The 23,850-nt window shown below is 63.3% G+C and carries 21 protein-coding genes and 2 pseudogenes; 9 read left to right on the top strand and 14 right to left on the bottom strand.

Translation table 11 applies throughout. From position 1 onward, the window contains the following. Both Q427_RS31045 and Q427_RS06590 read left to right on the top strand, forming a co-directional pair. Nucleotides 1–540 (top strand): helix-turn-helix domain-containing protein (locus Q427_RS31045; RefSeq protein ID WP_231613483.1); only part of this gene is annotated, 540 nt, incomplete at its 5' end. Nucleotides 541–683: 143 nt separating this feature from the next. Continuing rightward, nucleotides 684–1,823 (top strand): glycerate kinase, encoded by a 1,140-nt coding sequence (locus Q427_RS06590; RefSeq protein ID WP_043512166.1) that lies wholly within the window; start codon nt 684–686, stop codon nt 1,821–1,823. Between the two features lie 60 nt (nt 1,824–1,883). Here Q427_RS06590 and Q427_RS06585 read toward each other — a convergent pair whose 3' ends face one another. Continuing rightward, nucleotides 1,884–2,810, bottom strand: coding sequence for an EamA family transporter (locus Q427_RS06585; protein ID WP_043512164.1), 927 nt, complete (start codon nt 2,808–2,810; stop codon nt 1,884–1,886). A 208-nt stretch (nt 2,811–3,018) separates the two neighbouring features. On the opposite strand from Q427_RS06585, the gene Q427_RS06580 reads away from it, so the two are divergent. Both Q427_RS06580 and pta read left to right on the top strand, forming a co-directional pair. Next, nucleotides 3,019–4,203, top strand: a complete 1,185-nt coding sequence (locus tag Q427_RS06580; protein ID WP_043512162.1) for an acetate/propionate family kinase — start codon at nt 3,019–3,021, stop codon at nt 4,201–4,203. Further along, nucleotides 4,200–6,380, top strand: coding sequence for a phosphate acetyltransferase (gene pta / locus Q427_RS06575; RefSeq protein WP_043512155.1), 2,181 nt, complete (start codon nt 4,200–4,202; stop codon nt 6,378–6,380). The genes Q427_RS06580 and pta overlap by 4 nt, the downstream gene beginning before the upstream one ends. A 2-nt stretch (nt 6,381–6,382) precedes the next feature. Here the strand turns inward: pta and thiO are convergent, their stop codons facing one another. From thiO to Q427_RS36065, 7 genes are all read right to left on the bottom strand, one after another. Then, entirely contained in the window at nt 6,383–7,504 is a 1,122-nt protein-coding gene (gene thiO, locus Q427_RS06570) for a glycine oxidase ThiO (protein ID WP_043512152.1), read from the bottom strand. A gap of 167 nt (nt 7,505–7,671) precedes the next feature. Next, on the bottom strand, nt 7,672–8,502 hold the full coding sequence (locus tag Q427_RS06565; protein WP_043512150.1) for an ABC transporter permease: 831 nt from the start codon (nt 8,500–8,502) through the stop codon (nt 7,672–7,674). Nucleotides 8,503–8,521: 19 nt separating this feature from the next. Further along, a complete protein-coding gene (locus Q427_RS33480; RefSeq protein WP_231613482.1) occupies nt 8,522–8,671 on the bottom strand; it encodes a hypothetical protein in 150 nt (49 codons plus the stop codon). Next, nucleotides 8,665–9,780: an ABC transporter permease gene (locus tag Q427_RS06560; protein WP_231613481.1), complete on the bottom strand. Its 1,116-nt coding sequence runs from the start codon at nt 9,778–9,780 to the stop codon at nt 8,665–8,667. The genes Q427_RS33480 and Q427_RS06560 overlap by 7 nt, the downstream gene beginning before the upstream one ends. 99 nt (nt 9,781–9,879) lie before the next feature. Continuing rightward, on the bottom strand, nt 9,880–10,941 hold the full coding sequence (locus Q427_RS06555) for an ABC transporter substrate-binding protein (protein WP_051496184.1): 1,062 nt from the start codon (nt 10,939–10,941) through the stop codon (nt 9,880–9,882). A 124-nt stretch (nt 10,942–11,065) separates the two neighbouring features. Then, nucleotides 11,066–11,674, bottom strand: coding sequence for an ABC transporter ATP-binding protein (locus Q427_RS36070; protein WP_331280561.1), 609 nt, complete (start codon nt 11,672–11,674; stop codon nt 11,066–11,068). 5 nt (nt 11,675–11,679) lie between these two features. Next, a complete protein-coding gene (locus Q427_RS36065) occupies nt 11,680–12,183 on the bottom strand; it encodes an ABC transporter ATP-binding protein (protein ID WP_331280560.1) in 504 nt (167 codons plus the stop codon). Nucleotides 12,184–12,467: 284 nt separating this feature from the next. On the opposite strand from Q427_RS36065, the gene Q427_RS06545 reads away from it, so the two are divergent. Both Q427_RS06545 and Q427_RS06540 read left to right on the top strand, forming a co-directional pair. Then, the gene (locus Q427_RS06545) at nt 12,468–13,070 is read left to right on the top strand and encodes a class I SAM-dependent methyltransferase (protein ID WP_043512147.1); all 603 of its coding nucleotides are present in this window, start codon (nt 12,468–12,470) and stop codon (nt 13,068–13,070) included. A 169-nt stretch (nt 13,071–13,239) separates the two neighbouring features. Then, complete coding sequence (locus Q427_RS06540; RefSeq protein WP_043512144.1) at nt 13,240–14,364, top strand: aminotransferase class V-fold PLP-dependent enzyme; 1,125 nt, start codon at nt 13,240–13,242, stop codon at nt 14,362–14,364. A gap of 84 nt (nt 14,365–14,448) precedes the next feature. On the opposite strand, the gene Q427_RS06535 is transcribed toward Q427_RS06540, so the two are convergent. The 3 genes and pseudogenes from Q427_RS06535 to Q427_RS06525 form a co-directional block, all read right to left on the bottom strand. Then, nucleotides 14,449–15,135, bottom strand: a complete 687-nt coding sequence (locus Q427_RS06535; protein ID WP_043512141.1) for a CBS domain-containing protein — start codon at nt 15,133–15,135, stop codon at nt 14,449–14,451. A gap of 137 nt (nt 15,136–15,272) precedes the next feature. Then, on the bottom strand, nt 15,273–16,781 hold the full coding sequence (locus tag Q427_RS06530) for a hypothetical protein (protein WP_043512140.1): 1,509 nt from the start codon (nt 16,779–16,781) through the stop codon (nt 15,273–15,275). Nucleotides 16,782–16,919: 138 nt separating this feature from the next. Further along, nucleotides 16,920–19,195, bottom strand: a pseudogene (locus Q427_RS06525) (mechanosensitive ion channel domain-containing protein). 369 nt (nt 19,196–19,564) lie between these two features. Between Q427_RS06525 and Q427_RS06520 the strand changes: the two are divergent. Both Q427_RS06520 and Q427_RS06515 read left to right on the top strand, forming a co-directional pair. Next, on the top strand, nt 19,565–20,614 hold the full coding sequence (locus Q427_RS06520; RefSeq protein WP_051496183.1) for an amidoligase family protein: 1,050 nt from the start codon (nt 19,565–19,567) through the stop codon (nt 20,612–20,614). Continuing rightward, a pseudogene (locus Q427_RS06515) lies at nt 20,580–21,280 on the top strand (gamma-glutamyl-gamma-aminobutyrate hydrolase family protein). The gene Q427_RS06520 and the pseudogene Q427_RS06515 overlap by 35 nt, the downstream one beginning before the upstream one ends. Before the next feature lie 57 nt (nt 21,281–21,337). On the opposite strand, the gene Q427_RS06510 reads toward Q427_RS06515, so the two are convergent. Beyond that, a complete protein-coding gene (locus Q427_RS06510) occupies nt 21,338–21,769 on the bottom strand; it encodes an OsmC family protein (RefSeq protein WP_043512138.1) in 432 nt (143 codons plus the stop codon). Between the two features lie 167 nt (nt 21,770–21,936). On the opposite strand from Q427_RS06510, the gene Q427_RS06505 reads away from it, so the two are divergent. Beyond that, nucleotides 21,937–22,827: an aldo/keto reductase gene (locus tag Q427_RS06505; RefSeq protein ID WP_051496182.1), complete on the top strand. Its 891-nt coding sequence runs from the start codon at nt 21,937–21,939 to the stop codon at nt 22,825–22,827. A gap of 45 nt (nt 22,828–22,872) precedes the next feature. On the opposite strand, the gene Q427_RS06500 is transcribed toward Q427_RS06505, so the two are convergent. Both Q427_RS06500 and Q427_RS06495 read right to left on the bottom strand, forming a co-directional pair. Further along, on the bottom strand, nt 22,873–23,433 hold the full coding sequence (locus Q427_RS06500) for a DUF1415 domain-containing protein (RefSeq protein WP_043512136.1): 561 nt from the start codon (nt 23,431–23,433) through the stop codon (nt 22,873–22,875). Between the two features lie 72 nt (nt 23,434–23,505). After that, nucleotides 23,506–23,850 (bottom strand): endonuclease V (locus Q427_RS06495; RefSeq protein ID WP_043512134.1); only part of this gene is annotated, 345 nt, incomplete at its 5' end.

Raw genomic sequence — 23,850 nt, 5'->3', positions numbered from 1 at the left:
CTTCACGATGCCGTACAGTCAGGCCGGTTCCGTTCCGATCTTTTCTACCGACTAAGCACGATATCAATCCAGCTTCCAAACATAAAGGACCGGACCGATTTTAATGACTTGGCACGACACATACTTCACAAAATCGATCCGAATATTGAACTGACCAATTGTGGTGCCCATAGGCTTCGACAGCATGACTGGCCAGGAAACATACGTGAGCTACGCAACTTTCTCACTCGCCTTGTCGTGCTTAATGATGGAAAAAATGTTACCAGAAAGGAAGTCGAAAGTACTTTTGAGATGGAAGATTCGCTAGGCTTATCTAGCACAACGGAAACCGTAAAGCCCCTGCCGAAAGACTCACGTGAGCGAGACATCGATCATCCGTCACCTGCCAGCCGTGATTTGTGCGATACACGCAAGAATCGGCAGCGACTTCTCGCTGATCAGATACAGCAATCGTGTGAGCGTAATTTATATAATGTTTCCCGAGTAGCCCGGGAACTGGGTGTATCACGCAGCACGGTCTACAAGTATCTCAAGCAATAAAACTACAACATTTCGCAGACGTCCTTGCAAAGGCACGCGAGGGCCAGTACCTGAGACGAAGTACAGGAAACGGGCTCCTGCGTTGTTGAAGAGAGAGACTGCCCCTTTATGCGACCTGTTCGGCCCATGACACGGAGACGGAAATGAGGATAGTCCTCGCCCCTGATAGCTACAAGGATGCGCTGTGCGCACACGATGCCGCTGCAGCCATGGCGACTGGAGTGCGGCGTGCGATACCGGATGCCAAGCTTGTCGTATGCCCAATGGGGGACGGGGGGGAAGGCACCCTGGACGCCTTGCTGGCTGCTACCGGGGCGCAACGTCGTGAGGCCAACGCCCATGATGCCCTGGGCCGGCCCATCAGGGCAGCATGGGGTTGGCAGCAAGAGAGCCATACGGCATATATCGAGCTCGCCGAGACCAGCGGCCTGCAAGCCCTCACCCGGGACGAACGTACGGCCCGGTACAGCACGACCGTAGGTGTCGGTGAACTGATTTGCGAGGCACTGGATGCCGGCGCGGAGCACTTGCTACTGATGCTTGGCGGCAGTGCTACCAATGATGGCGGCGCTGGCATGCTTACCGCACTGGGTGCACGTTTGCTCGATGCTCGTGGCCAGCCTCTCCCCCCAGGCGGGGCCGCATTGGCCGAGCTGGCAGATCTCGACCTGTCGGGTCTCGACCCGAGACTACAGCATCTAGTAGTAGAAACGGCGGTGGATGTGGATAATCCGCTGACTGGTGAACGTGGTGCCAGTGCCGTATTCGGCCCCCAGAAAGGCGCCGCCTATCAGGATGTAAAGAGTCTCGATGCTGCACTCGGGCACTTTGCCGATCACGTTGCACGAGCACTGGGGAAGGATCATCGTCACGTGCCAGGCACTGGCGCCGCAGGCGGGATGGGGTTTGCCGCCCACGCAATACTCGCTTCCAGTTTGCGCCCTGGTATCGAGCTTGTCATGGAGCAGGTCGGCTTCGAACGAATCCTGAGTGATGCAGATCTCGTCATTACCGGCGAGGGTCAGCTGGATGGCCAGAGCCTGTCCGGCAAGACACCGATTGGTATTGCCCGGGCTGCCAAGCGCCACGATGTGCCCGTCGTGATCCTCGCCGGCTGTTTGGGCAGTGGTTGGCAGGCTGCCTATGAAGAAGGAGTAACCGCCGCGTTTGCTCTTGCCGACAGGCCCATGGAACTGGAAGCGGCACTGAAAGCCTGCGCCGGCCAGCTTGCCGACCGAGCCGAGGCCGTAGCTAGACTCGTTTCCGCCTGGACATCGAACTAACAACAGAGGGGAAACGCATTTCTCCCCCTCGATCTTTCACTAAGCCAACCTCCAACCTGCTCATCGGGCACGTGAAAGGCTCAGTACTACGATACCCCCCAGCACGATACCCCCGCCGATCAGCTGTATGCCGCTCAACATCTGCCCCAGCACCAGGTAGCCCAGCGCCAGCGAAGCCACCGGTTCGACATTCATCACCGGTGCGTTGCGAGCCATCTCCAGCCGCGGCACGCTGATGAAGAGTACCGAAAACGCCACGCTATAGAGAACGGCGAGTGACACCAGCCCCGCCCAGCCGGTGGCACTCGCCGGCAACGCCATGCCGCCGGGCACCAGGCTCATCGCGCCGGCCAGCAACATGGCAGCCAGTACCGTCAACATGGTCAGCAGGCTGCGCAGGGTACTGCCCACCTCGCCGAGGTGATGCTCGGTAATCCATAGCGCGAGGGAGAAGGCCGTGGCGGCGCCGAGGCCGAAGGCCACGCCCGCCAGCCATTCCTCGCCAAGAGCCTCCGGTGCGATGAGCAAGGTTGGCACATCGAGCACCACCACCAGTCCAACCAGGATCACGCCCATGATCAGCGCCGCACGCAGCGTGGGACGCGGCCCTCCCAGCGCCCAGGTCAGCAGTGCCAGCTGGATGGGAAAGGTGTTCATCAGCAGCAGCGCCACCACGACCGGTATGCGGGCCACCGCCGAGTAGAGGCAAAGGCTCTGCACCGCTACCATCAGTCCCGCCAGCAGCTGCCAGCGACGCGCCCCCGCCGGCACTACCAGGCGCTTGCCCTGGGCAATGAACAGAACAACGAGCACGGCAAGTGCGACGGCGGAGCGGACGAGTACGGCCAGCAGCAGTCCTGTACCCTCGTCGAAGGCCAGGCGAGCCGCCACATGGTTGCCGGCAAACAGGGTGGCGACACCGGCCAGAAGCAAGACGGCAACATGACGGGGCAGCAGGTCGGGTACGGCCATCGCCGATGACGACATGGCGGGTTTCCAGTACTTGAAGGGTGGTGGCCAGCATGCCAGCGTTTTCCACAGAAGCCCACACTGCCCCGCCCTGGCCATGAGCAATGAGCAATGAGCAATGAGCAATGAGCAATGAGCGCGTCGAACGATAGGCTGCAAAGCAATGCGTGATAGACTAAGGTCTAACGACTATGCTGCCCCCTTACTCATCCTGACGGGAGAGCCGATGGAGTCCTCGGTACTGGTCATCAATTGTGGTTCGTCTTCGATCAAGTACGCGCTGGTACCCGCCGCAGCGGACCAGCCACGCCTCGCCGGCGCTGCGGAGCGCGTGGGCAGTAGCGACGCCTACCTGAAGGGTAGCGACAGCCACGGCGAGCGTTTCGAGAAGGCACTCCCCGGCGCCGACCATACCCGGGCGCTCGAAGCCATCCTGGCGCATCTCGAGGGTCGCCGGCCCGCTGCCATCGGCCATCGCATTGTCCACGGCGGCGAGCACTTCACCAAGGCCGCACTGATCGATGACGCGGTAAAGGCCGCCATCGAGACCACCGCCGCCCTGGCCCCGCTGCACAATCCCGCCAACCTGGAAGGCGTGGCGGCCACAGGCAAGCTGTTTCCCGACCTCCCACAGGTGGCCGTGTTCGACACCGCCTTTCACCAGTCACTACCACCCCGAGCCTTCCGCTACGCCCTGCCGGAGGCGCTGTATCGCGACCACGCTATCCGTCGCTACGGATTTCATGGCACCAGCCACGCCTACGTCAGTGAACGTGCCGATGCCTTGAGCGGCATCCAGGGCGGTTGGCTCACGGCACACCTGGGCAATGGCTGTTCTACCTGCGCCGTCTGGGAGGGTCACAGCCTCGACACCAGCATGGGGCTGACCCCGCTCGAAGGCGTAGTGATGGGCACCCGCAGCGGGGACGTGGACCCCGGCCTCCATGCCCACCTGTCACGCCAGCTCGGCTGGAGCCTGGAACGCATCGATGACGTTCTCAACCGCGGCAGCGGCCTGCTGGGGCTCTCCGGGCTGACCAACGACATGCGTGAGCTGGAAAATGCCGCCGGCGAAGGCCATGAGGGTGCCAGGCTCGCCATCGACGTGTTCTGCTATCGCATCGCCAAATCGCTGGCCGCACTCTCCTGCGCCCTGCCCCGCCTCGACGGCATCGTCTTCACCGGTGGTATCGGCGAGAACTCGCCGCTGGTTCGGGAGAAGGTCATCGCCAACCTTCCCCACTTCGGCCTGGGTCTGGATCGCATCGCCAACGCCGAGACGGTGCGTGGACGCGAAGGCCGCATCGACGGTGGGCATCCAGCGGCACCGCGCCTATGGGTCATCCCCACCGATGAAGAGGGCCGCATCGCTGCAGAAACCCGCCAGCTACTGGAAGAGATCACCGCATGACACCACGCAATGCCCGCCCGCAGCCACAGGTCCTGCTGATGGTGCCGACCAGCGTGGGCGTAGGCCTCACATCGGCCAGCCTGGGCCTGATGCAGGCCCTGGACACCATTGGCCTCAAGGCCGGCTTCCTCAAGCCGTTCCGTCAGGACGAACTCAACGGCCCCGGGCCCGACCGCTCCACAGCGCTGGTCAGCAGCACACTGGGCCTCGAGGCACCGCCACCCATGGCCCAGGCCGAGATGGAGCGACTGCTGCGCCAGGACCGGCTCGATGTGCTGATGGAGCAGGTGATCGAACTGCATGACCAGGCCATCGAGCGGCACACCGGCACACCTCCGGAGCTGATCGTGGTGGAAGGCGTGGTGCCGACCGCGCATGGCACCTACGCCACCCAGCTCAACACACAGCTGGCCCATGCCCTCAATGCTCGCATCATCCTGGTGGGCAGCGGCGATACGCTCGAGCCTCAGGCCCTGGCCGAGCAACTAGACATGCACGCCCAGGCCTTCGGCGGCATCGGCTCCGCACGAACCCTGGGCTGCATCCTCATGCGCATGCGCAACCTGCCGGGCAGCGAGGTCCCGCCGGTGCTCGCCCCCGGCGGCGGCATGCCGGTGGATGCCAGCCTGCTGGCGGAGCTGCGCCGCCATTCCCCCGCCCTGGCCACCGACCGCTTCCACCTGATCGGAGTGGTGCCCTATAACGCCGCATTGATCGCGCCCCGCGTCATCGACGTGGCCCGCGCCTTGAACGCCCGCTTTCTCAGCGAGGGCGATGCGGCCAACCGCCGGGTGCTCTCCACCAGCCTCTGCGCCCGCAGCGCCGCCAACGCCCTCCACGCCTTCCGCCCCGGCAACCTGATCGTCACCTCGGGTGACCGTGACGACATCGTGCTGGCCTCGGCGCTGGCCACCATGAATGGCGTGCCCATGGCCGGCGTGCTGCTGACCAACGGCTATATGCCCAACGACAACATGATCGAGATGTGCCGGCCCGCACTGAAGACCGGCATGCCGGTGCTGGCGGTGGAGACCGACAGCTTCACCACGGCCAAGGACCTGGGCCGCATGGGCAACGACATCCCCATGGACGACCTGGAACGCGCCGAGCAGGTGACGCGCTTCGTCGCCGAACACATCGACCTGCAGTGGCTGAAGGATCACCTGAGCCGGGGCTACACCAGCCGGCTGTCGCCCTCGGCCTTCCGCTACCAGCTGGTCAAGCTCGCCCAGCAGGCGGACCGACGCATCGTCCTGCCCGAAGGCTGCGAACCGCGCACCGTGGAGGCCGCCGCCATCTGCCAGCAGCGAGGCATTGCGCGCTGTGTACTGCTGGCACGTCGCGAAGAGGTCGAGGAGGTGGCGCGAAACCGCGGCATCGAGCTGCCGGAAGGGCTGGAGATCATCGACCCCGAGTCGATACGCTCACGCTACGTGGCGCCCATGGTGGAGCGGCGCAGCGGCAAGGTGAACGAGCTGACGGCCGCGGACCAGCTGCAGGACAACGTGGTGCTGGGCACCATGATGCTGCAACTCGACGAAGTCGATGGCCTCGTCTCGGGGGCGATCCATACCACCGCCAATACGGTGCGTCCGGCCTTCCAGCTGATCAAGACCGCACCCGACTATCACCAGGTATCGTCGATCTTCTTCATGCTGCTGCCGGAGCAGGTGGTGGTCTATGGCGACTGCGCGGTCAATCCCGACCCGGACGCCGAGGCGCTGGCCGAGATCGCCATCCAGAGTGCCCGCTCCGCCCAGGCCTTTGGCATCGAACCGAGGGTCGCCATGATCAGCTACTCCACCGGCGAGTCGGGTAGCGGCGTCGACGTGGAGAAGGTGCGCGCGGCCACCCGCCTGGCCCAGCAGCAGGCCCCGGACCTGCTCATCGACGGGCCGCTGCAGTACGACGCCGCCGCCATCGAGAGCGTGGGCCGCCAGAAGGCACCCGACTCACCGGTGGCAGGCCGCGCCACGGTATTCGTGTTCCCCGACCTCAATACCGGCAACACCACCTACAAGGCGGTGCAGCGCAGCGCCCGGGTGGTCAGCGTCGGCCCCATGCTCCAGGGTCTCAACAAGCCGGTGAACGACCTCTCCCGCGGCGCCCTGGTGGACGACATCGTCTATACCATCGCGCTCACGGCCATTCAGGCGGCCCAGCGCATGGGGCGCTAGCGTCAGAGAGAGTTATAGAGAAAGCCGTTCCGAGGCTGGTAAGGGGCGGGATCGATCCGAGTGGGGAGACCCAGCAGCTGATCGACCAGCAGCCGTGTCGCCGCCGGCGCCAACACCAGCCCATTACGGTAGTGGCCGGCATTGACGTGAAGCCCCTCGACGCCGGGAACGCTGCCGATGAAGGGGATCCCATCCGGTGCCGCGGGGCGCAGCCCGGCCCAGTGATGCTCGATCTCGCAATCGCCCAGGGGCGGTAACATGGCGATGGCGCTGTGTCGCAGCGATTCCCGCGCAGCCTCGGTAGTGCTCTTGTCGAAATCCGCCTGCTCCAGGGTCGAGCCGACGAGCACACGCCCATCGGCGCGGGGAATCAGGTAGCGGCCATCGGCCAGCACCACACGTTCGAGCAGCTGCCTGCCGCCGGGTACCGGCGGCGTGCGAAACAGCATCATCTGGCCCTTCACGGGGCGTACGGGTAGCGCGACGCCGATACTGCCCAGCAGGACACCGCTCCAGGCGCCGCCACAGAGAATCACCTGCCCGGCCGTGAGCCGCCCACGCGACGTCTCCACCCCCGTCAGACGCCCCTGCGTGACGCAGAGTCGCTCGACAGAGGCCCCCTCCTGCAGGGTAACGCCTGGCAGCGCGATGAGGCGGGCTCGCAGCGCCCGGCAGAGCCGGGGGTTGCGGACACTGCCCAGAGTCGGCATCCACAGGCCACTGGGCACGCCTTCCACCAGCCAGGGCTCCTTGCGATAGATGAAGTCCGCATCGACAGCCTCGAGCGGCTTGTTCGAACGACGTGCCCACTCGAACGCCTTGTCGGCGTCGTCGACCCGCAGGTAGAGCAGCCCCTTCTGGCGATACTCGGCGTCGATGCCCGTCGCCTCCAGCAGCTGCGCCGTCAGCGTGGCGTACTCGCCCTCAGCCTGCTGGGCCAGGTTGGAAACAGGGTCGCTGTAGCGCCAGGGGTAGAGCGGCGAGACAATGCCACCCCCGGCCCATGACGCCTCTTGCCCGCATTGTCCGCGCTCTACCAGCGTGACACTGTGGCCGACTTCGGCCAGCTGCCAGGCGGTCATCATGCCAATGACGCCCCCGCCGATAATCAGATAATCACTCACCAGGGCCCCTCATCTCTTGACGCCAAGCGCTGCCCAGAATGGCTCGGTTCGCGCTGGCAGAATGCGCCATAGCTTACCCCGCTTTGTCTGTATCTTCAGCACGGTCGAGACGAACGCGATACGCCCCGCGAAGACGGGGCGCAGAGGGTAACGGCGGGATTCTCCTTTCAGGCAGCAGCCCCTTTCAACCGCTCGCTGCGCCGACGCAACAGTTCCATGGTCACCAGCAGCAGGGTCGAGAGCAGGATCAGGATGGTGGCCATGGCGGCGATAGCCGGGCTGATATTTTCGCGAATGCCGGAGAACATCTGGATCGGCAGGGTACGCTCGGTGGGGCTGGCAATGAACAGCGCCACCACCACCTCATCGAACGACGTGGCGAAGGCGAACAGGCCGCCTGACACCACCCCGGGGACGATCTGCGGCAGGATGATGGTAAAGAAGACACGTAGCGGGTTGGCGCCGAGGCTGGCGCCGGCGCGGACCTGGTTGAAGTCGAAGCCCTGCAGGGTGGCGTTCACGGTAATGACGACGAAGGGCACCCCCAGCACGGTATGGGCCAGGACCAGGCCGGCATAGGAGTTGAGCAGGCCCACCTGGGCGAAGAAGAAGTACATGCCCACGGCGACGATCACCAGCGGCACCACCATGGGGGAGATGAGAAGCGCAATGATCAGTCCCTTGCCGGGGAAATCGGCCCGATTGAGCCCGACCGCGGCCAGGGTACCGAAGGTCATCGCCAGCAGGGTCGCCAGTGGCGCCACGATCAGGCTGTTCTTCAATGACGACATCCAGGGGCCGGAAGTGTCGAAGATGGCCGCATACCACCGCAGCGAGAAGCCCGGCAGCGGATAGGTCAGAAAGGAGCTGCTGCTGAACGACAGCGGAATGATCACCAGCACCGGTGTGATCAGGAACAGCAGGATCAGGCCGCACAAAATGCGGAAAAACCAGAACCAGACCTTTTCCACCGGCGATGCATAGGGAGGCAGAGCCATTATTCTTCTCCTGAGCGGTTCAGTTCCTGATCATCTGCTTGCGGTTCACCAGACGGTGATAGACCAGATAGAGCATCAGCGTTACCACCAGCAGGATGCTGCCAAGCGCCGCCGCCATGCCCCAGTTATTGGTGCTGTTGGTGTAGTAGGCCACGTAGTAGCTCACCATCTGGTCGGCCGGCCCACCCACCAGTGCCGGCGTGATGTAGTAGCCAGTGCCATGATGAAGACCAGAATCGTGCCTGCCGCGATGCCGGAGACCGTCTGGGGCACATAGACCTGCCAGAAGGCGGCGAAGGGATGCGCCCCCAGCGATACGGCGGCGCGCTGGTAGCTGGGCGAGATACCTTTCATCACGCTGTAGAGCGGCAGGACCATGAACGGCAGCAGGATGTGTACCATGGCGAAGAACACGCCGATGCGGTTGAACACCAGCTGGAGTGGCGAGTCGATCAGCCCGGTAAAGATCAAGCTCTGGTTCACCAGACCATTGGACTGCAACAGAATGATCCAGGCCGCGGTACGCACCAGCAGCGACGTCCAGAACGGCAATAGCACCAGGATCATCAGCAGGTTGCTGGTCTTGGCCGGCAGCGTGGCCAGCAGGTAGGCCAACGGGAACCCGAGTGCCAGGCAGATCAGCGTGACGCCACCGGCGATCACCAGCGTGCGCTGGAAGACCGCCTGATAGAGGCGATCGCCTTCAGCGATGCGTTGAATCTGGCCGTTGTCGCCACGCTCGAGATCGACAGATGCCAGCAGATAGCGGTCCGTGGTTGGCGGTGCCGCACGCTGGATACCGAGCCAGGTGGCGGTTTCGCCCCAGGCCTCATCGATCTCGACAAGGGTGGCCGTCCAATCGCCGTTGGTATCGATACTCGCAGGCAGGCCTCGCAGCGTTCGCATCAGCAGGCTGCGGTACTGAGTATCCTCGTAGTTGAGACGCCGGCCGATGCGCCCCAGCCCACCCCCCTGGCGCGAGTCGCGCAGCTCGGCGGCGAAGGCTGCCATGGTGGACTCGTCGGGCAAGCCGGTACCGTCCCACTGCTGGAGCCCGGCCGTGGTAAGCGGCATGACCGTCTCCAACTCGGTATTGTCGACGCTACGCCACAGCATGCTACCGATGGGCATGACAAAGACGACAATCAGAAACAGCGCCAGCGGTGCGACCAGCCCGAATGCCTTCCATTTGCGCAGCCGTTCGGCGCGTCGCAGCTGGGCCTTGAGCGTACCCGCCGGTCTAGATGACGGCTGCGAAGCCGCAATGGTCGTGGTCATGGCCTTCTCCCACTGATGAAGACCGGCGTGACCCAGCGGGTTGGGGCACGCCGCAGGAAACGGGGCAACGGCCGGGAAGCCGCTGCCGACGTCGTGGGATCAGCGCGCCGCCCAGGCGTTGAATCGCTGCTCCAGCTCCTCGCCGTAGTCGACCCAGAAGGCGGTATCCACGGCCAGTGCGCCTTCCATGTTCTCTTCATGGGTGGGCATGCGCCGCGCCTGCTCCTCGTCAAGCTGGGCAATGGCGTCTGGGTGCACCGGGCCGTAGGGAATCTGACTGGAGTAGGCGGCCTGAGTGTCGGGCTGGCTGGCAAACATGATGAAGTCGTAGGCTTCGTCGACATACTCGCTGCCTGAAACGATGGCCCAGTAATCCAGATCGTAGATGCTCTCGTTCCAGACGATCTCCAGGTTACTGCCTTCTTCCTGGGCGGCGGCGATACGCCCGTTGTAGGAAGATGTCATGACCACGTCACCGGCCACCAGCCACTGGGGCGGCTGGGCGCCTGCTTCCCACCACTGGATGTGTTCCTTGATCTCGTCGAGTTTGGCAAAGGCGCGGTCGACACCTTCCGGCGATTCGAGCACCCCATAGACCTCATCGGCAGGTACGCCGTCGGCCATGAGCGCAAACTCCAGGGTGTACTTGGCGCCGCGACGCAGGCCACGGGTGCCGGGGAACTGCTCCACATCCCAGAAATCGGCCCAGGAAGTCGGCGGCGTATCCAGGGCGTCGGCATCGTAGGCGAGCACCGTGGACCAGACGAAGGTACCGACGCCGCACTCATCGAATGCCGAGTCGATCAATTCGTTGCCCAGGCCTAGCCGGCCCCAGTCGATGGGCTCGAACAGCCCCTCGAAACAGCCACGGACCAGCTCCGGAGATTCCATCTCCACCAGGTCCCAGCTGACGTTGCCGGTCTCGACCATGGCACGGATGCGCGACAGCTCACCGTTGTAGTCGCCCGGCGTAAGGTTGATGCCCGTGCTCTCCTGGAAGGGGCCGTAATAGGCCTGCTGCATGGCGTCACCGGACGCACCGCCAAAAGAGATGACAGTCAGTGCCTGGGCACCGGCGGAAACGGCCAGCCCCGCCGTCAGCAGGCTGCCAATGGCAACGCTGCGGCCAAGACGCGAGAGTGGGAAGCGGCTGTGAGTCATATCTTTCTCCTGGTCACTAAGACCTTTGTTGTTGATATGGAACGTTGCTGAAATGGAACGCTGGTGCTGCACACCATGCCAACCCTCCGTGATGGGGGACTGGCACCATGCTCTGCGGTGGTATTCAAGAAGCGTCCAGTGCTCGGACGTCCTCGTCTCGCCAGCCGAGCTCCACCACATCACCCGACTGCATGCTGCTGGTGAACTCATCCACGGAGACGCGGGCCACAAAGTCGTCGTTGCCGGCTAGTTCACAACGCACCCGCAGGTGGTCACCGAGGTAGATGAACTCCCGCACCCGCGCCTGCAAGCGGTTGGGCAACTGCCGTGTTGCGCCATTGAGCTTGATGCGCTCGGGGCGAATCGACAGCCGTGTGGCATCGCCCACCGCCAGGTTCGGGCCAAGCAGCGCACCGGTGTTCATGCCCTCGCCAAAACTAACCCGGCATTGGCGCCCCTCCACGGATTCGATGCGACCGGGCAGGGTGTTGTTTTCGCCAATGAATTGGGCAACAAAGGCGTTCGCCGGGTATTCGTAGAGATTGCTGGGGGTGTCGATCTGCTGGATGATCCCGTCATCGAATACCGCGACGCGATCCGACATGGTCAGTGCCTCGCTCTGATCATGGGTGACGAACACCACCGTCAGGCCCAACTGCTCATGAAGCTGCTTGATCTCCAGCTGCATGTGCTCGCGCAACTGCTTGTCGAGTGCACCGAGGGGCTCATCCATCAATATCAGCTGCGGCTCGAAGACCAGGCGCGAGCCAGGGCGACACGCTGCTGCTGTCCACCGGAGAGCTGTGTCGGGCGCCGCCGGGCGAATTCACCCAGCTTGATCATATCCAGTATCTCGGCCACCTTGCGGTCGGCCTCGGCGGCAGGCATCTTGCGCGTCTTGAGCGGGTAGCGGATGTTCTCTTCCACCGTCATGTGGGGAAAGAGCGCATAGTTCTGGAACACCATGCCGAAGTTGCGCTTGTGAGGAGGTACGCTGTTGAGGCGCTGGGTGCCCAGGAAGATATCCCCATTAGTGGGCACTTCGAAGCCGGCGAGCATCATCAGGCAGGTTGTCTTGCCAGAGCCGGAAGGCCCCAGCAGGGTCACGAACTCCCCCTGGTGGATAGTGAGGTTGAGATCCTTAACCACCAGGTTCTCGCCATCGAAGGTCTTCTGTACCGCATTGAAGCGAACCAGGGGTGGCGCCGAGTGGGAGGGTTCGCTGGTCTTGTTGTTTGGCATGGTGTCACCCGCAGTTGGAAATGGGTGCCGTGACGTCAACAATTACAGACGTTCACATAAAATATCCACATTCCAAGCTATGCGTCCGCCTATCTCTCGTCAAGTATATTTCACACATTCTTTAGCCGTAGTCGCTTCGCAAGCGCCGGACCGGCCATGCCACGCGGCAGAAAATCACCACCAGAACGAACAGGATCCCGTGCCTGAGCAAAGCGCCTCTTTCCCGCGCGAGCCCGCTAGCCTAGAGTGGAGTCATGTTACGCAGTAAATCAGGAGGCTAGCCCATGACGGCTCAAGACCGACCCTCGGTCATGGCAGGAACCGAGCGACGCGCTCAGCTCTCGCTTTTCGCTCGCAATTTCTTCAAGCATCCGCGGATGCTCGGCTCGATCATTCCCAGCTCACCGTACCTGGTGCGACGACTGCTCGAGCCGGTCGACTGGGAGCGCGCTCGCGTCATCGTCGAATATGGTCCCGGCGTCGGCACGATCACACGAGAGATCCTGAGCCGCCTTCATCCGGAGGCAATACTGGTGGTACTGGAGACCAACGAGGAGTTCGTCGACTTCCTGCAGCGCTCCATACTCGATCCACGCCTGCAGATCATCAGCGGCTCTGCCGAAACGATCCAGGCCGAACTCGAACGGCTCGGCCTGCCCGCCGCAGACTATGTGGTGGCGGGCATTCCCTTCAGTACCATGCCGGCGGAGATTCGCGAACGCATCCTCGAGGGGAGCCGGAATGCGCTGCAGCCTGAGGGGGCCATGCTGGTCTATCAGTTTTCCCCCAAGGTCCTGCCCGACCTGCGTCAGGTCTTTTCCGACGTGGAATGCGGCTTCGAGCCCATCAACATCCCCCCGGCAAAAGTCTATTTTTGCCGACCCTGAGCCCGCCACCACAGTCGGGACGGCATGCAGGTGCTCGTCCCGGCCCGGCAGAGCCTGATTGTGCATGACGGGCCTACCCTGCTACCGGCACTGGTTCAGGGCCATCAATGGGAATATCCTCTAGGCATTGCATACCCATCCGCCCCGAACTGTACACAGGGAGAAAGCAATGCCCGGCCTGCTGCCCAATGTCGACCCCGATGGCCTGCTGGAATACTCGGTGGTCTATACCGATCGTTCGTTGAATCACATGTCCCAGCGCTTTCAGGGCGTGATGCGGGATATTTCCACCACCCTCAAGCAGGTCTACCACGCGCATAGTGCCGTGATCGTGCCCGGCAGCGGCACCTTTGGCATGGAGGCAGCGGCACGCCAGTTCGCCACCGGCAAGCACTGCCTGGTGATACGTAACGGCCAATTCAGCTACCGCTGGTCACAGATACTCGAGATGGGAGCCATTCCTGACTCCATCACGGTGCTCAAGGCGCGCCGAGAAGACCCGGAGGATAGCCAGTCGCCCTTTGCCCCGGCGCCCATCGAGGAGGTCGAACGCACCATTCACGACGAGCGCCCTGCCGTCGTCTTCGCCCCCCACGTCGAGACCTCCGCCGGCATCCTGCTGCCCGACGACTACCTCAAGCGCATCGCCGCCGCCGTGCATGCCGTGGGCGGGCTCTTCGTCCTCGACTGCATCGCCTCAGGCACGCTCTGGGTGGACATGCGCACGATCGGGGTGGATCTGCTGCTCAGCGCGCCACAGAAAGGATGGAGCGGCCTGCCCTGCTGCGGCATGGTCATGCTCTCCGAGCGGGCACGCGAGCGAATCGAGGAGACCACCAGTACCAGCTTTGCCTGCGACCTGCGCAAGTGGCTCACCATCATGGAAACCTACGAGAACGGAGGCCATGCCTACCACGCCACCATGCCCACCGACGGCCTGGCACGGCTACGCGACATCATGGATGAGACTGCCGCCTATGGCTTTGACAGGGTCCGCGAGGAACAGTGGGCGTTGGGCGAAGGGGTCCGCTCCCTGATGACCAAGTATGGCTATTCGAGCGTGGCGGCTCCCGGGTTCGAAGCACCCGGTGTCGTGGTCTACTACACCCGTGACCCGGGCATCGTGGGCAAGTTTGCCGCCGCCGGGGTTCAGGTGGCGGGTGGGGTACCGCTGATGTGCGACGAAGGCGAAGACTATCAAGCCTTCCGCATCGGCCTGTTCGGCCTGGACAAACTGCACCATCTCGAGCGCAGCCTGGCCAACCTGGAGGCTGCGCTCAAGCAGATCCGCTGACGCCCCCGGCATGGCAGCAGGGCGGCCAATAGGCCGCCCTACCCTGTAACGCGTTCGTTATGCCGTCCCGTCGTTGCGGGGGCTTCAGGCTCCCCCTACCCCCCGCGGCATCATCCCTATGTTGTTTTCTACCGACTTCACCCCAGGGGTGTTCTCGATGGCCACCTGAACGGCCATCCGCTCCTCCTGGTTCTCCACCAGGCCCCAGGCTTGAACCGCGCCATCGGCGACGATGATGTTGATCCGGTCGACCCAGACCCCGGTGATATCTTCGATCTCCTTGAGGATAGCATCGCGAATCTCTCGATCATCGACGCTGACCGCCTCGGCGTCGGCCTTCTGGTGGGAAAAGCCACGCAGCAGGTTGGCCCGGCTGACGATCCCCACCAGGCGGCCGTCGCGTACCACCGGCACCCGCTTGATGTGATGCTTTTCCAACAGCTTGGCGATCTGGCGCAGTGACTCGTCCTCACCGATGGTCACCGGATCGCGGGTCATGATCTCGCGCGCCTTGCGTGCATGGGTCTTGATGTACTCGCTAGGATTATTGCCCTCGAGCAGCTGCAGCCACCAGGACTTGCGCCGATCCGTGTCATTCTCGACCCGTCGCATCAGGTCGCCCTCACTGACGATGCCCAGCACCTTCTCGTCCGCATCCACCACCGGCAAGGCACTGATATTATTGTCAAGCAAAAGCTGTGCAATTTCCCGAACGTCGGCGTCGGGCGATACGGTAATGACATTGGGCGTCATGACATCGGCAGCTTGCATGGTGGTATCTCCGGATAATAAAACGGGAAGGCATAACTATTAATCTAGCCTGGCATGGCGGCTCTCACAAACCGCCCCTGTCAGTTACATTAGCAGACAAGGGCTTTCATGTGCTTGACATGAAGCAAACCTGGTCCTCAAGTCGATGCCGTGATGGCCGAGTTTCCTGCTTGCTCCACCTCCTCTCCCCCCTCCTGATAGACCTGCTCGACATCGACGATACGTGAACGGCTCATGACGATCTTCCAGCGCTGAATAATAGGCCGGGTATTGATGCCCTCCTCGCGGATGACCAGGTTGAGCAGGTGACGCTTTTCCACCGATTCCTGGGATACCTGTCCATCCTTCAGCCGATAGACAAGGTGCTCCCCCTTGTCCATCAGTCGTGCCAGCAGCGACAGGTCAAGTGACAGGGTTTCGCGGGTCTTCTCGTAGCCGCTGAGAAATCGGGTTGGGGACATGCGGGAGCTCGAGCGATAGTGGAGCACCACTTCTTCTCGCTGGGCCACATTGCGCTTGCGCACCCTTTGAATGTCTTCATCGAGCTTGCTGAATCGCTTGTAATCGAACCATTCCAGTTGGCGACCCACCAGCGCACCGCTGGTGGCATCCAGATACTGGCGCCGCCACTTCGGGCGGCCCTTGCGCAGCCAACGCCACAGCGTATTGCGCAAGTCGTCCTTGAACACTTCCCGCATGGCATAGAGAACGGCCATCGCCAGCACGAACAGGGCCGTGATGTCGCCCAGGGAGTCACGGGCCTGGAGCAGACCCAGCGAGACGAATATCATGACCACGGCCGTGGCCAACCCCTTGACCGCCTTCTGCTCGCCGCTGCCCAGTTCCTGACTCTGTGGTTTCAGCGTCACCGGATGCTCGATCAACCGCCGCAGCAGCCGCATCTTGTTGGACATCCGGGTGGGATCCTGGATGACTCGGCGGGAGTTGTACTCTTCGCGCTCACGATAGTCGCTCTCGGCGGTGCAGATCGCCAACAACCGCTTGCGAATCGAGCGAAATCCCTTGCCCCGTGGCAGGTTGGCCACCAGCGCCAGCAACTGCTGCTCGGTGAACCAGGAAAGGTAGTTGTCGATATTCGCGTAGTACTTGTGCAGCTTCTCACTGCCGGGCTGGTTGCGACGCAGGCGACGCAGGATACCCTGCGCAAGCTCGCACAACTCCTCGAGCTGCTCGTTCAGGCGCGCCGCCGGGGGCGCCGTGTCATCGACGCGCTCCGACTCTGCGTCAGGTGAATCGCCTTCTGCATTCGACTCTCCCCGGCTATCCTGCCGCCGTTCCTCCTCCTTCACCTTCCGGGCAGTATCCAGCAGAGTCTGGGTCGAGCGCTCCAGTGCAACGACGTACTGGTAAGCGTATAGGCTGAGGCTCAAGCGATACTGGTCGCTGGTCAGCTTGCCGCGGCTGGCCAATCGACTGAGCACCAGAGGCAGATGGTGCTTGTCGCTGTAGTAGGTGCGCTTGCTGTGAATGGCACTGTGGTAGAAGGCGTCCTCCGAGATGACGTGATCGTTCAATCCCAGCTCACCGGGAACGAACAGGAAGACATCCAACCGGTGCGAAGTCTCCTCCTGCAGGACACGGGAGATCTTGAGATGAAAGCTGTCCTTGCGTTCGACGGTGATCACGTCGCCACTGCTCCTGGTCCAGGGGCCGATGGCCGGTAGTATCCAACCTCATGGTACGGCGGAATGCGGCCAGCTTGCCACGCGCCCACCCAACGCCCTGCACTGAGGATCCGCCTGCCAGTCAACGCAGGGACGGCCTCATTCAGGCGATGCCTTCTGCGAACTGGTGTCCCCGTGGGGATCGGCAATGCCTGCCTCTCCCGGTTCGCGCCCCTTGGCATCACGAAAACGCCCCTGCTCACCGTCGCCGCCCAGCTCTGTGCCGGCGGACATGTCATCGCCAGGCCGGCCTTCCATGCTGATGCTGAGTCTCGGCATCCCCAGATCGATCTCCTGGCTTCCATGCGCTGCTTGAGCAGCAGGTTGAAGGCGCGCGCCACGTCCCACTGCATCTCCGGGGCGGTGCGAAAACGCATGCGCAGGATCGGGCAGCCATCCTCGAACGCCTGAATACCTTGCATCTCCAGCGGCGACCAGATGTGGTGTCGCATCATCGGGTCCTGGCGCAGCTCCAGCGCCGTCTCCTGCATCAGGGTGATGGCGTCATCGATCTTCATGGTATGGGGAATGCGCAGCCGCATCAGGGCGATACCGAACTGCCGCGACATGTTGTGGATGGATTCGATACGACTGAAGGTGATGATGTGCACCACCGCGTCCAGGTCGCGCAGTCGCACGGTGCGCAGGGTCAGTCCCTCGACGGTCCCGATGTGGCCGTTGATCTGGACGAAGTCATCCACCGCCAGGGAATCCTCGATGATGATGAAGATACCGGTGATCAGGTCCTGCACCAGGGTCTGGGCGCCGAAGCCCAGCGCCAGGCCGATGACGCCGGCACCGGCCAGCAGCGGCGTGACGTTGACCCCCAGGTTGGCCAGGCCGACGATGCTGGTGATCACCACAATGGTGGCAAAGATCACGTTGCGAATCATCGGCGTGATGGTCTGGGCTCGCGCCTGATTGACTCGGCGGCCCCGGGAGCGTCCCGAGGAGATCAGGGCCCGCTGTATCGCCGTATCGGCAAATATCCAGACCAGCCACGCCAGCAACACGGTGAAGCCCAGCGCCAGCAGCGCCTGGCCGATACGCATGCCAGCCACTCCCTCCTGGCCAAGGCCGAACAGCGAGGCGCCCCACACCTGCAACGACAGTTCGGCGAAGACGATCCAGGCAACCACATGCGAGAGCGCATAGCCGAAGCGTTCGAGGCGACGCCGGTACTCGCTGATGCGGCGCCGCTTGGAGCTACGTTCGGTGTGACGCTGGATCAGGCCGGTAACCACCAGGGTCAGCACCAGCAAGGCGGCAGAGACGATCGAGCGAGCCAAGGCCGCGCCGACATCACCCACGGTGATGAAGATCGCCAGCAGCGAACCCACCACGATCAGCAGTGCCGGCACATGCCACAGCCCACCAATGATACGCGCCAGCTCGATGGTGGTGCCGCCCTCACGGCGTACACGCCAGCCGCGATTGCGGATCAGGTGCTTGATCGGGCGCTTGAACTTGATAATGAAGCGAATGCTGAGAATGGCTGCGAGCATATTGGCCAGCACCGAGCCCAGCGCCGCCAGTTCATCCCCGACCATCAGTGACAACCGTGCCGAATTGAGTGCATCGCCAAGGGCGATCAGTGCACCGATCACGAACAGCATGCGCAGGGCGCGCTGCTGCAGAATCAACACCGCAATGAAGCGATGGCCTCGGGTGAAGACCGATACCACGCACTCCACGATCACCGACAAGGTACGGCCACATAGCGCCAGGTAGGCAATGATCAGCGCCAGGGTGCGCCCAGGGCTGGCGGGCAGCACCTGGGCCAGCCCCATGACCAGAAAGAAGGCGAGCGCCCAGGGCAACATGCGACGAAGGAAGTGCAGCGCCAGCAGCCAGCCGCGGGGCTCCCGCGGCAGATCGAGGGGCAAGCCTCGCCTCATGAACAACTGCCTGCCCAGGGCGATCAGGATCACCAGCAGCCCCGCCCAGATCGCCAGCAGCACGGTGCTCTCGATGGTGAAGCGTGCGATCTCGGCGGAACCGGTGTCGACCATCAAGTCGCCGAGATCCTCCCAACCCTGCTCCAGTTGCCGCTGCCAGTCATCGATCGGCGACTCGCCGGCCTCGGCCTGCTCACCCAGCTCGCTGAACGTCTCCGCCAGGGCGCCGAGCAATCCCTGCCGCTGCCCAATTCCCTCTTCTGCCCGCTCGGCGTGCACCCGCTGCAGCTCGCGCAGGTTCTCGAGCAGTGCCTCGCGCTGCTGGGTATCCTCAAGGGTACCAATTACCTCGTTCAGCGACTGCTGGAACGCCTCGGGGTCGTGGGCCGCGCCCTCCTCGCCCGCTCCCAATCCGCCAAGCGGCAGGGACTGAGCGCTCAGCGGACCACTGAGGAGAAGCAATATGGCGGCGAGCATGATCGGCAACCAGGGCCAGTCCCTGGTACCTCGCCTGCGACTCATCAACGCCTCAAACAAACCACCTGGCATTACGTCACTACTCCTTGTCCATGTTCGCGGCCTCGCCCTGTGACAGCAGCCAGTCATCATCGATTCCTCCGAGCCTGCCCAGCACTATGCCAGGAGCCTGTCGGACTTAACGCTGATCTACTCCGAGATCCGGCCTTTCGGCCAATTTCATTCGATCTGATTCGTTAAATAGCGGGCTATTCGCCTCATCAGTTCGATAAACTTGTCTCGAAATCCAAATCTCTCGCGACGATCGGTCAAATCCGACAGACTCCTAGGCTAGCGACCAAGACCGCACGACTCGCACAGGATGCCTCCATGCTGCCTCAATCACCACCCATGCCAATGAGTTACGAAGGCAAGACTCGGCAAGTGGGTGTCGAAATCGAATTTGCCGGCCTGCCTCCCTCGGAGACCACGAAGCTGGTGCACAGTCTCTTCGGTGGTGATATCAGCGTGGTCAGCCCTCATCGAATGAAGGTGGAGGGGACACGCTGGGGCAGCTTCGTCATCGAGCTGGATACTCAGTATGCACACCCCGATGCGAAGCTGCTCGAGGAGGTGCCACGCAAGGAGAGCGAGTGGGAACGGCAGCGTCATCAGATGCGCGTGGACTTCCATAACCGGACGCGTCAACTGATCGGCGATGTGGTTACCGGGCTGGTGCCGACCGAAGTCGTCTGCCCGCCGGTGCCCTGGGACGAGCTCGGTGAGCTGGACGCCCTCTTCAAGGCGCTCCACAGCCATGGAGCCAAGGGGACCGATGCCAGCCTGCTCTACGGCTTCGGCCTCCACCTCAACCCCGAGGTGGTCAGCCTGGAAGTTCCATATATTCTCAGGCAATTGCGAGCCTATCTGCTCCTGGCCGAGTGGCTGCGCCAGGAGATCGATATCGACATCACCCGCGAGGTGCTGCCCCATGCCAACCCCTTTCCCAAGCCTTACGCGCTCAAGGTGCTGGATCCCGCCTATGCACCCGATCTCGACGGACTGATTGCCGACTACATCGCCTTCAACCCGACCCGCAACCGGGAGCTGGACCTCTACCCGCTGTTTGCCTTTCTCCGCCCGGATTACCCCCACGAACTGTTCCAGGACAAGCTGGTCAAGGCACGTCCCACCTTCCACTACCGCCTGCCCAATGCCCAGCTGTCACAGTTCGGCTGGGGTGCCGTGGTGGAGTGGAATCGCTGGGTCGAGGTAGAGCGCCTCGCGGCCGACAATGCAGCGCTCACCAAGCGGGCGGCCGCCTACGTCACCTATCACACTCAGCCGCGCCTGACTCGCTGGATCGGAAAGCTGCGCGACTGGATCCGGGAGGCCCGCACCCCTCATGACCCGCCCCCTCATCGGCATCACGACCTCTGACTACAAGAGCCGTATCGCCTGGTGGTTCGACTGGTTCGCCGTTTGGCGCCATGGTGGCCACCCGCTGCGGCTCTCCCCCTCGCGCCCGCTCCCCGCACACCTCGATGGCCTGATCATCGGCGGCGGTGACGATATCCAGGCCCATCTCTACGGAGGCGAGGTCCAGCTCGACGTCCGGGTGGACCCTCAGCGCGACGAGCTGGAGCTGGAGCTCATTGAGCGCTTCGTTCCCCTGGGCAAGCCGGTACTGGGCATCTGTCGCGGCGCCCAACTGCTCAATGTACACCTGGGAGGCACCCTCGACCCGGACATCTATACCACCCATGAGGGCTGAAGCGGCGCAGAACCGTGCTGCCCCGCAAGACGGTGGATATCGTCGCCGACAGCCAGCTGCATCGTATCCTCAAGGTCACCTGGTGCCGCATCAACAGCCTGCACCACCAGGCCGTTCAGCAGACCGGGCCGGGCATCGAGATCGTGGCCCGGGACCGGGACGGCCTGGTACAGGGCATCGAATCCCGGGAACATGAGTTTCTCATCGGCGTGCAGTGGCATCCGGAGTGGCTGATCTTCAACCGCCCCCAGCAGCGGCTCATCCACGCCCTGGTCGAAGCGGCCCGACGCGGCATGCCCGCGCCTGAGCGCTCAATGAAAGCCGAAGGATAGCCGAACGACCGCGGCCACCCGAAGGTGGCCGCTGGTCGTCGTCATTGTCGGGGGGTATCAGCTTTCCAGGGTGGCATCCAGCGTGATCTCTGCATTCAGCAGCTTGGAGACCGGGCAACCCGCCTTGGCCTTCTCTGCGGCTTCCTGGAAGGCGGCCTGGTCGGCACCGGGGCTGCGCACCCGTGTCTTGAGATGCACGGCGCTGATGCTGAACCCGCTATCGTCCTGGCTCAGCGTGACGGTCGCTTCGGTCTCGATCTTCTCGGGCTCGAGACCTGCCTCCCCCATGATCATCGACAACGCCATGGAGTAACAGCTGGCGTGGGCCGCACCGACCAGCTCTTCCGGGTTGGACCCCGGCTTGCCCTCGAAGCGCTGGCCGAAATTGTAGGACACTTCCTCGAGCGCACCGCTCTCGGTCGAAACCTGACCGTGCCCCTCTTTCAGACTACCCTGCCAGACAGCGCTAGCGGATTTCTTCATGCTCATGTCGACTCCTTGCGATGATGGGAACTGGTCGATAAGGGATGGCGAGAGCGGCAGAGCTTGCCGCCACCATCCCTCACCATAGCGCATGGGCTTGTCTTCGCCATCCCTTTTACGCAATTATATGGAAATATTTTCCAAATAATTCATATCAAGAGCACCGCAATGCCATGACACACACCCGTACTCAATGTGTCACGCTACCCGCAACGGCACACGAAGCGCCCATCGAGCTGCCGGCCATCGGCCAGGGAACCTGGTACATGGGCGAAGGCCTGGCCCCTCACCGCGACGAAGTCCGTGCCCTGCAGCAAGGCCTCGAACTCGGCATGACCGTGATCGATACCGCCGAGATGTATGGTGACGGGGGTGCCGAGGAAGTCGTCGGCGAGGCCCTGGCCGGGCGCCGCGAACGGGCCTTCCTGGTCTCCAAGGTCTACCCCTGGAACGCCGGTCGCCAAAGCGCCATCGATGCCTGTGAACGCAGCCTTTCCCGCCTGGGCACCGACTGTCTCGATCTCTACCTGCTGCACTGGCCGGGCAACATCCCGCTCGAGGAGACCCTGGAGGCCTTCGAACGACTGCGCGAGCAGGGCAAGATTCGACGTTATGGCGTCTCCAACTTCGACGTCGACGAACTCGATGCGCTCCATGCCCTGCCCGGCGGCGGCGACTGCGCGGTGAACCAGGTGCTCTATCATCTCGGCTCGCGGGGCATCGAACATGCTCTGCGCCCGCTGATGCAGCGCCTGGGCATGCCGCTGATGGCCTACTGCCCGCTGGCCCAAGCCGGCCAACTGCGCAACGACCTGTTCGATCACCCGGTAGTGCGTGAGCTTGCCGACGGGCTGGGCATCACCCCGGCCCAGCTGCTGCTGGCGTGGGTCACCCGCCCCGTCGGTGGCCACCGCGACGTCATCGCCATTCCCAAGGCAGTGCAGCCGACGCATGTCGAAGAGAATGCCGCCGCGTTGACGGTTCGGCTCGATGACGAGGCGGTGGCGCGGCTCGACGACGCCTTTCCGGCGCCTGCTCGCAAGGTGCCGCTGGATATCGTTTAGACTCTGTCCGAAAACTGGCTGCGCTCGCCGGCTTTTCGTAATCGCCTAGGAAGCGTTCTTGTCGCGCAGCTTGGCCAGGTTGGCGGCCAGGTGCTCCGATCCCAGGCGACGCATCAATTCGATGTTGCGCTCGGGTATCGCCTCCGGATCGGCATGGTGTGCCAGCGCCTGCTCGAGGCTCGCCTCCCGCAGCAGGTGCAGCATCGGCCACGGGGAGCGATTGGTGAAGTTGGCGGGGTCGTCCGGCTCGACATCCTCGAAGCAGTAGTCGGGATGGAAACTGGCCAGCTGGTAGATGCCCTCGTAGCCCTGATCGGCCATCAACGCCTCGGCGACGGCCAGGAAATCGAGGTAGTCGTCGAAGTCCCCCAGGCCATGACGCAGCACCAGCAGGGTCGTCTCGACCGCCGGCGTTTCGTCGAGTCGATGGCACTCCTCGATCAGCGTCAGCAGGGCCGGCTCCCACTCGCTGGCCTCCACTTCCACATAGCGAATGGTGTCGCGGGCCAGCTCCCGGCCGGCGAAGGGACAGACATCGTGGGCAACCACAAAGTGCTCGACCCAGGTACGGGTCGCGGCGAGGGCGGGGCTGATCGAAGCGGACATGGCAGGGCTCGGCAGGTGACGGAACCCCATGGTCGAACGCGGCGGCAAGGAATGCAAAGCCCAAGGCGGCCATCAGGCACTTTTCTCGTCACGCCGGGAGGCCAGCCGGTCAGCCAGCCGCGTCGGCTCGGGCAGCTTGGTGCGTCCCAGGCAGCGAACCACCCAGTCGAGCGAGGTCGGAAGCGAGATGCGATGGCCCAGCGAGATATAGAGCGGCTTGACCCCCAGGCGCGAGCGGAGCACCGCACCGATGGTCTCGCCGCGATGGCGCAGCGGGGTCCAGTCTCCCTTCGCCTCGGGCACAGGGTCATGCGTGCCGCATAGCCGCGACTTGGCCACGCCGATGGTCGGCAGGTCGAGCCACAGCCCCAGGTGCGAGGCCACCCCCAGGCGGCGCGGGTGGGCGATGCCCTGGCC

The sequence above is a fragment of the Halomonas sp. BC04 genome, from assembly GCF_000568385.1.
This window is presented reverse-complemented; position numbering and strand designations above follow the sequence as displayed.

Coding starts and splice junctions, on each gene's coding strand:
- Q427_RS06590 (WP_043512166.1), top strand. CDS start 684: ATGAGGATAGTCCTCGCCCCTGATAGCTACAAGGATGCGCTGTGCGCA.
- Q427_RS06585 (WP_043512164.1), bottom strand. CDS start 2,810: ATGTCGTCATCGGCGATGGCCGTACCCGACCTGCTGCCCCGTCATGTT.
- Q427_RS06580 (WP_043512162.1), top strand. CDS start 3,019: ATGGAGTCCTCGGTACTGGTCATCAATTGTGGTTCGTCTTCGATCAAG.
- pta (WP_043512155.1), top strand. CDS start 4,200: ATGACACCACGCAATGCCCGCCCGCAGCCACAGGTCCTGCTGATGGTG.
- Q427_RS06565 (WP_043512150.1), bottom strand. CDS start 8,502: ATGGCTCTGCCTCCCTATGCATCGCCGGTGGAAAAGGTCTGGTTCTGG.
- Q427_RS33480 (WP_231613482.1), bottom strand. CDS start 8,671: ATGGTGAGCTACTACGTGGCCTACTACACCAACAGCACCAATAACTGG.
- Q427_RS06560 (WP_231613481.1), bottom strand. CDS start 9,780: ATGACCACGACCATTGCGGCTTCGCAGCCGTCATCTAGACCGGCGGGT.
- Q427_RS06555 (WP_051496184.1), bottom strand. CDS start 10,941: ATGACTCACAGCCGCTTCCCACTCTCGCGTCTTGGCCGCAGCGTTGCC.
- Q427_RS36070 (WP_331280561.1), bottom strand. CDS start 11,674: ATGGATGAGCCCCTCGGTGCACTCGACAAGCAGTTGCGCGAGCACATG.
- Q427_RS36065 (WP_331280560.1), bottom strand. CDS start 12,183: ATGCCAAACAACAAGACCAGCGAACCCTCCCACTCGGCGCCACCCCTG.
- Q427_RS06545 (WP_043512147.1), top strand. CDS start 12,468: ATGACGGCTCAAGACCGACCCTCGGTCATGGCAGGAACCGAGCGACGC.
- Q427_RS06540 (WP_043512144.1), top strand. CDS start 13,240: ATGCCCGGCCTGCTGCCCAATGTCGACCCCGATGGCCTGCTGGAATAC.
- Q427_RS06535 (WP_043512141.1), bottom strand. CDS start 15,135: ATGCAAGCTGCCGATGTCATGACGCCCAATGTCATTACCGTATCGCCC.
- Q427_RS06520 (WP_051496183.1), top strand. CDS start 19,565: ATGCTGCCTCAATCACCACCCATGCCAATGAGTTACGAAGGCAAGACT.
- Q427_RS06510 (WP_043512138.1), bottom strand. CDS start 21,769: ATGAGCATGAAGAAATCCGCTAGCGCTGTCTGGCAGGGTAGTCTGAAA.
- Q427_RS06505 (WP_051496182.1), top strand. CDS start 21,937: ATGACACACACCCGTACTCAATGTGTCACGCTACCCGCAACGGCACAC.
- Q427_RS06500 (WP_043512136.1), bottom strand. CDS start 23,433: ATGTCCGCTTCGATCAGCCCCGCCCTCGCCGCGACCCGTACCTGGGTC.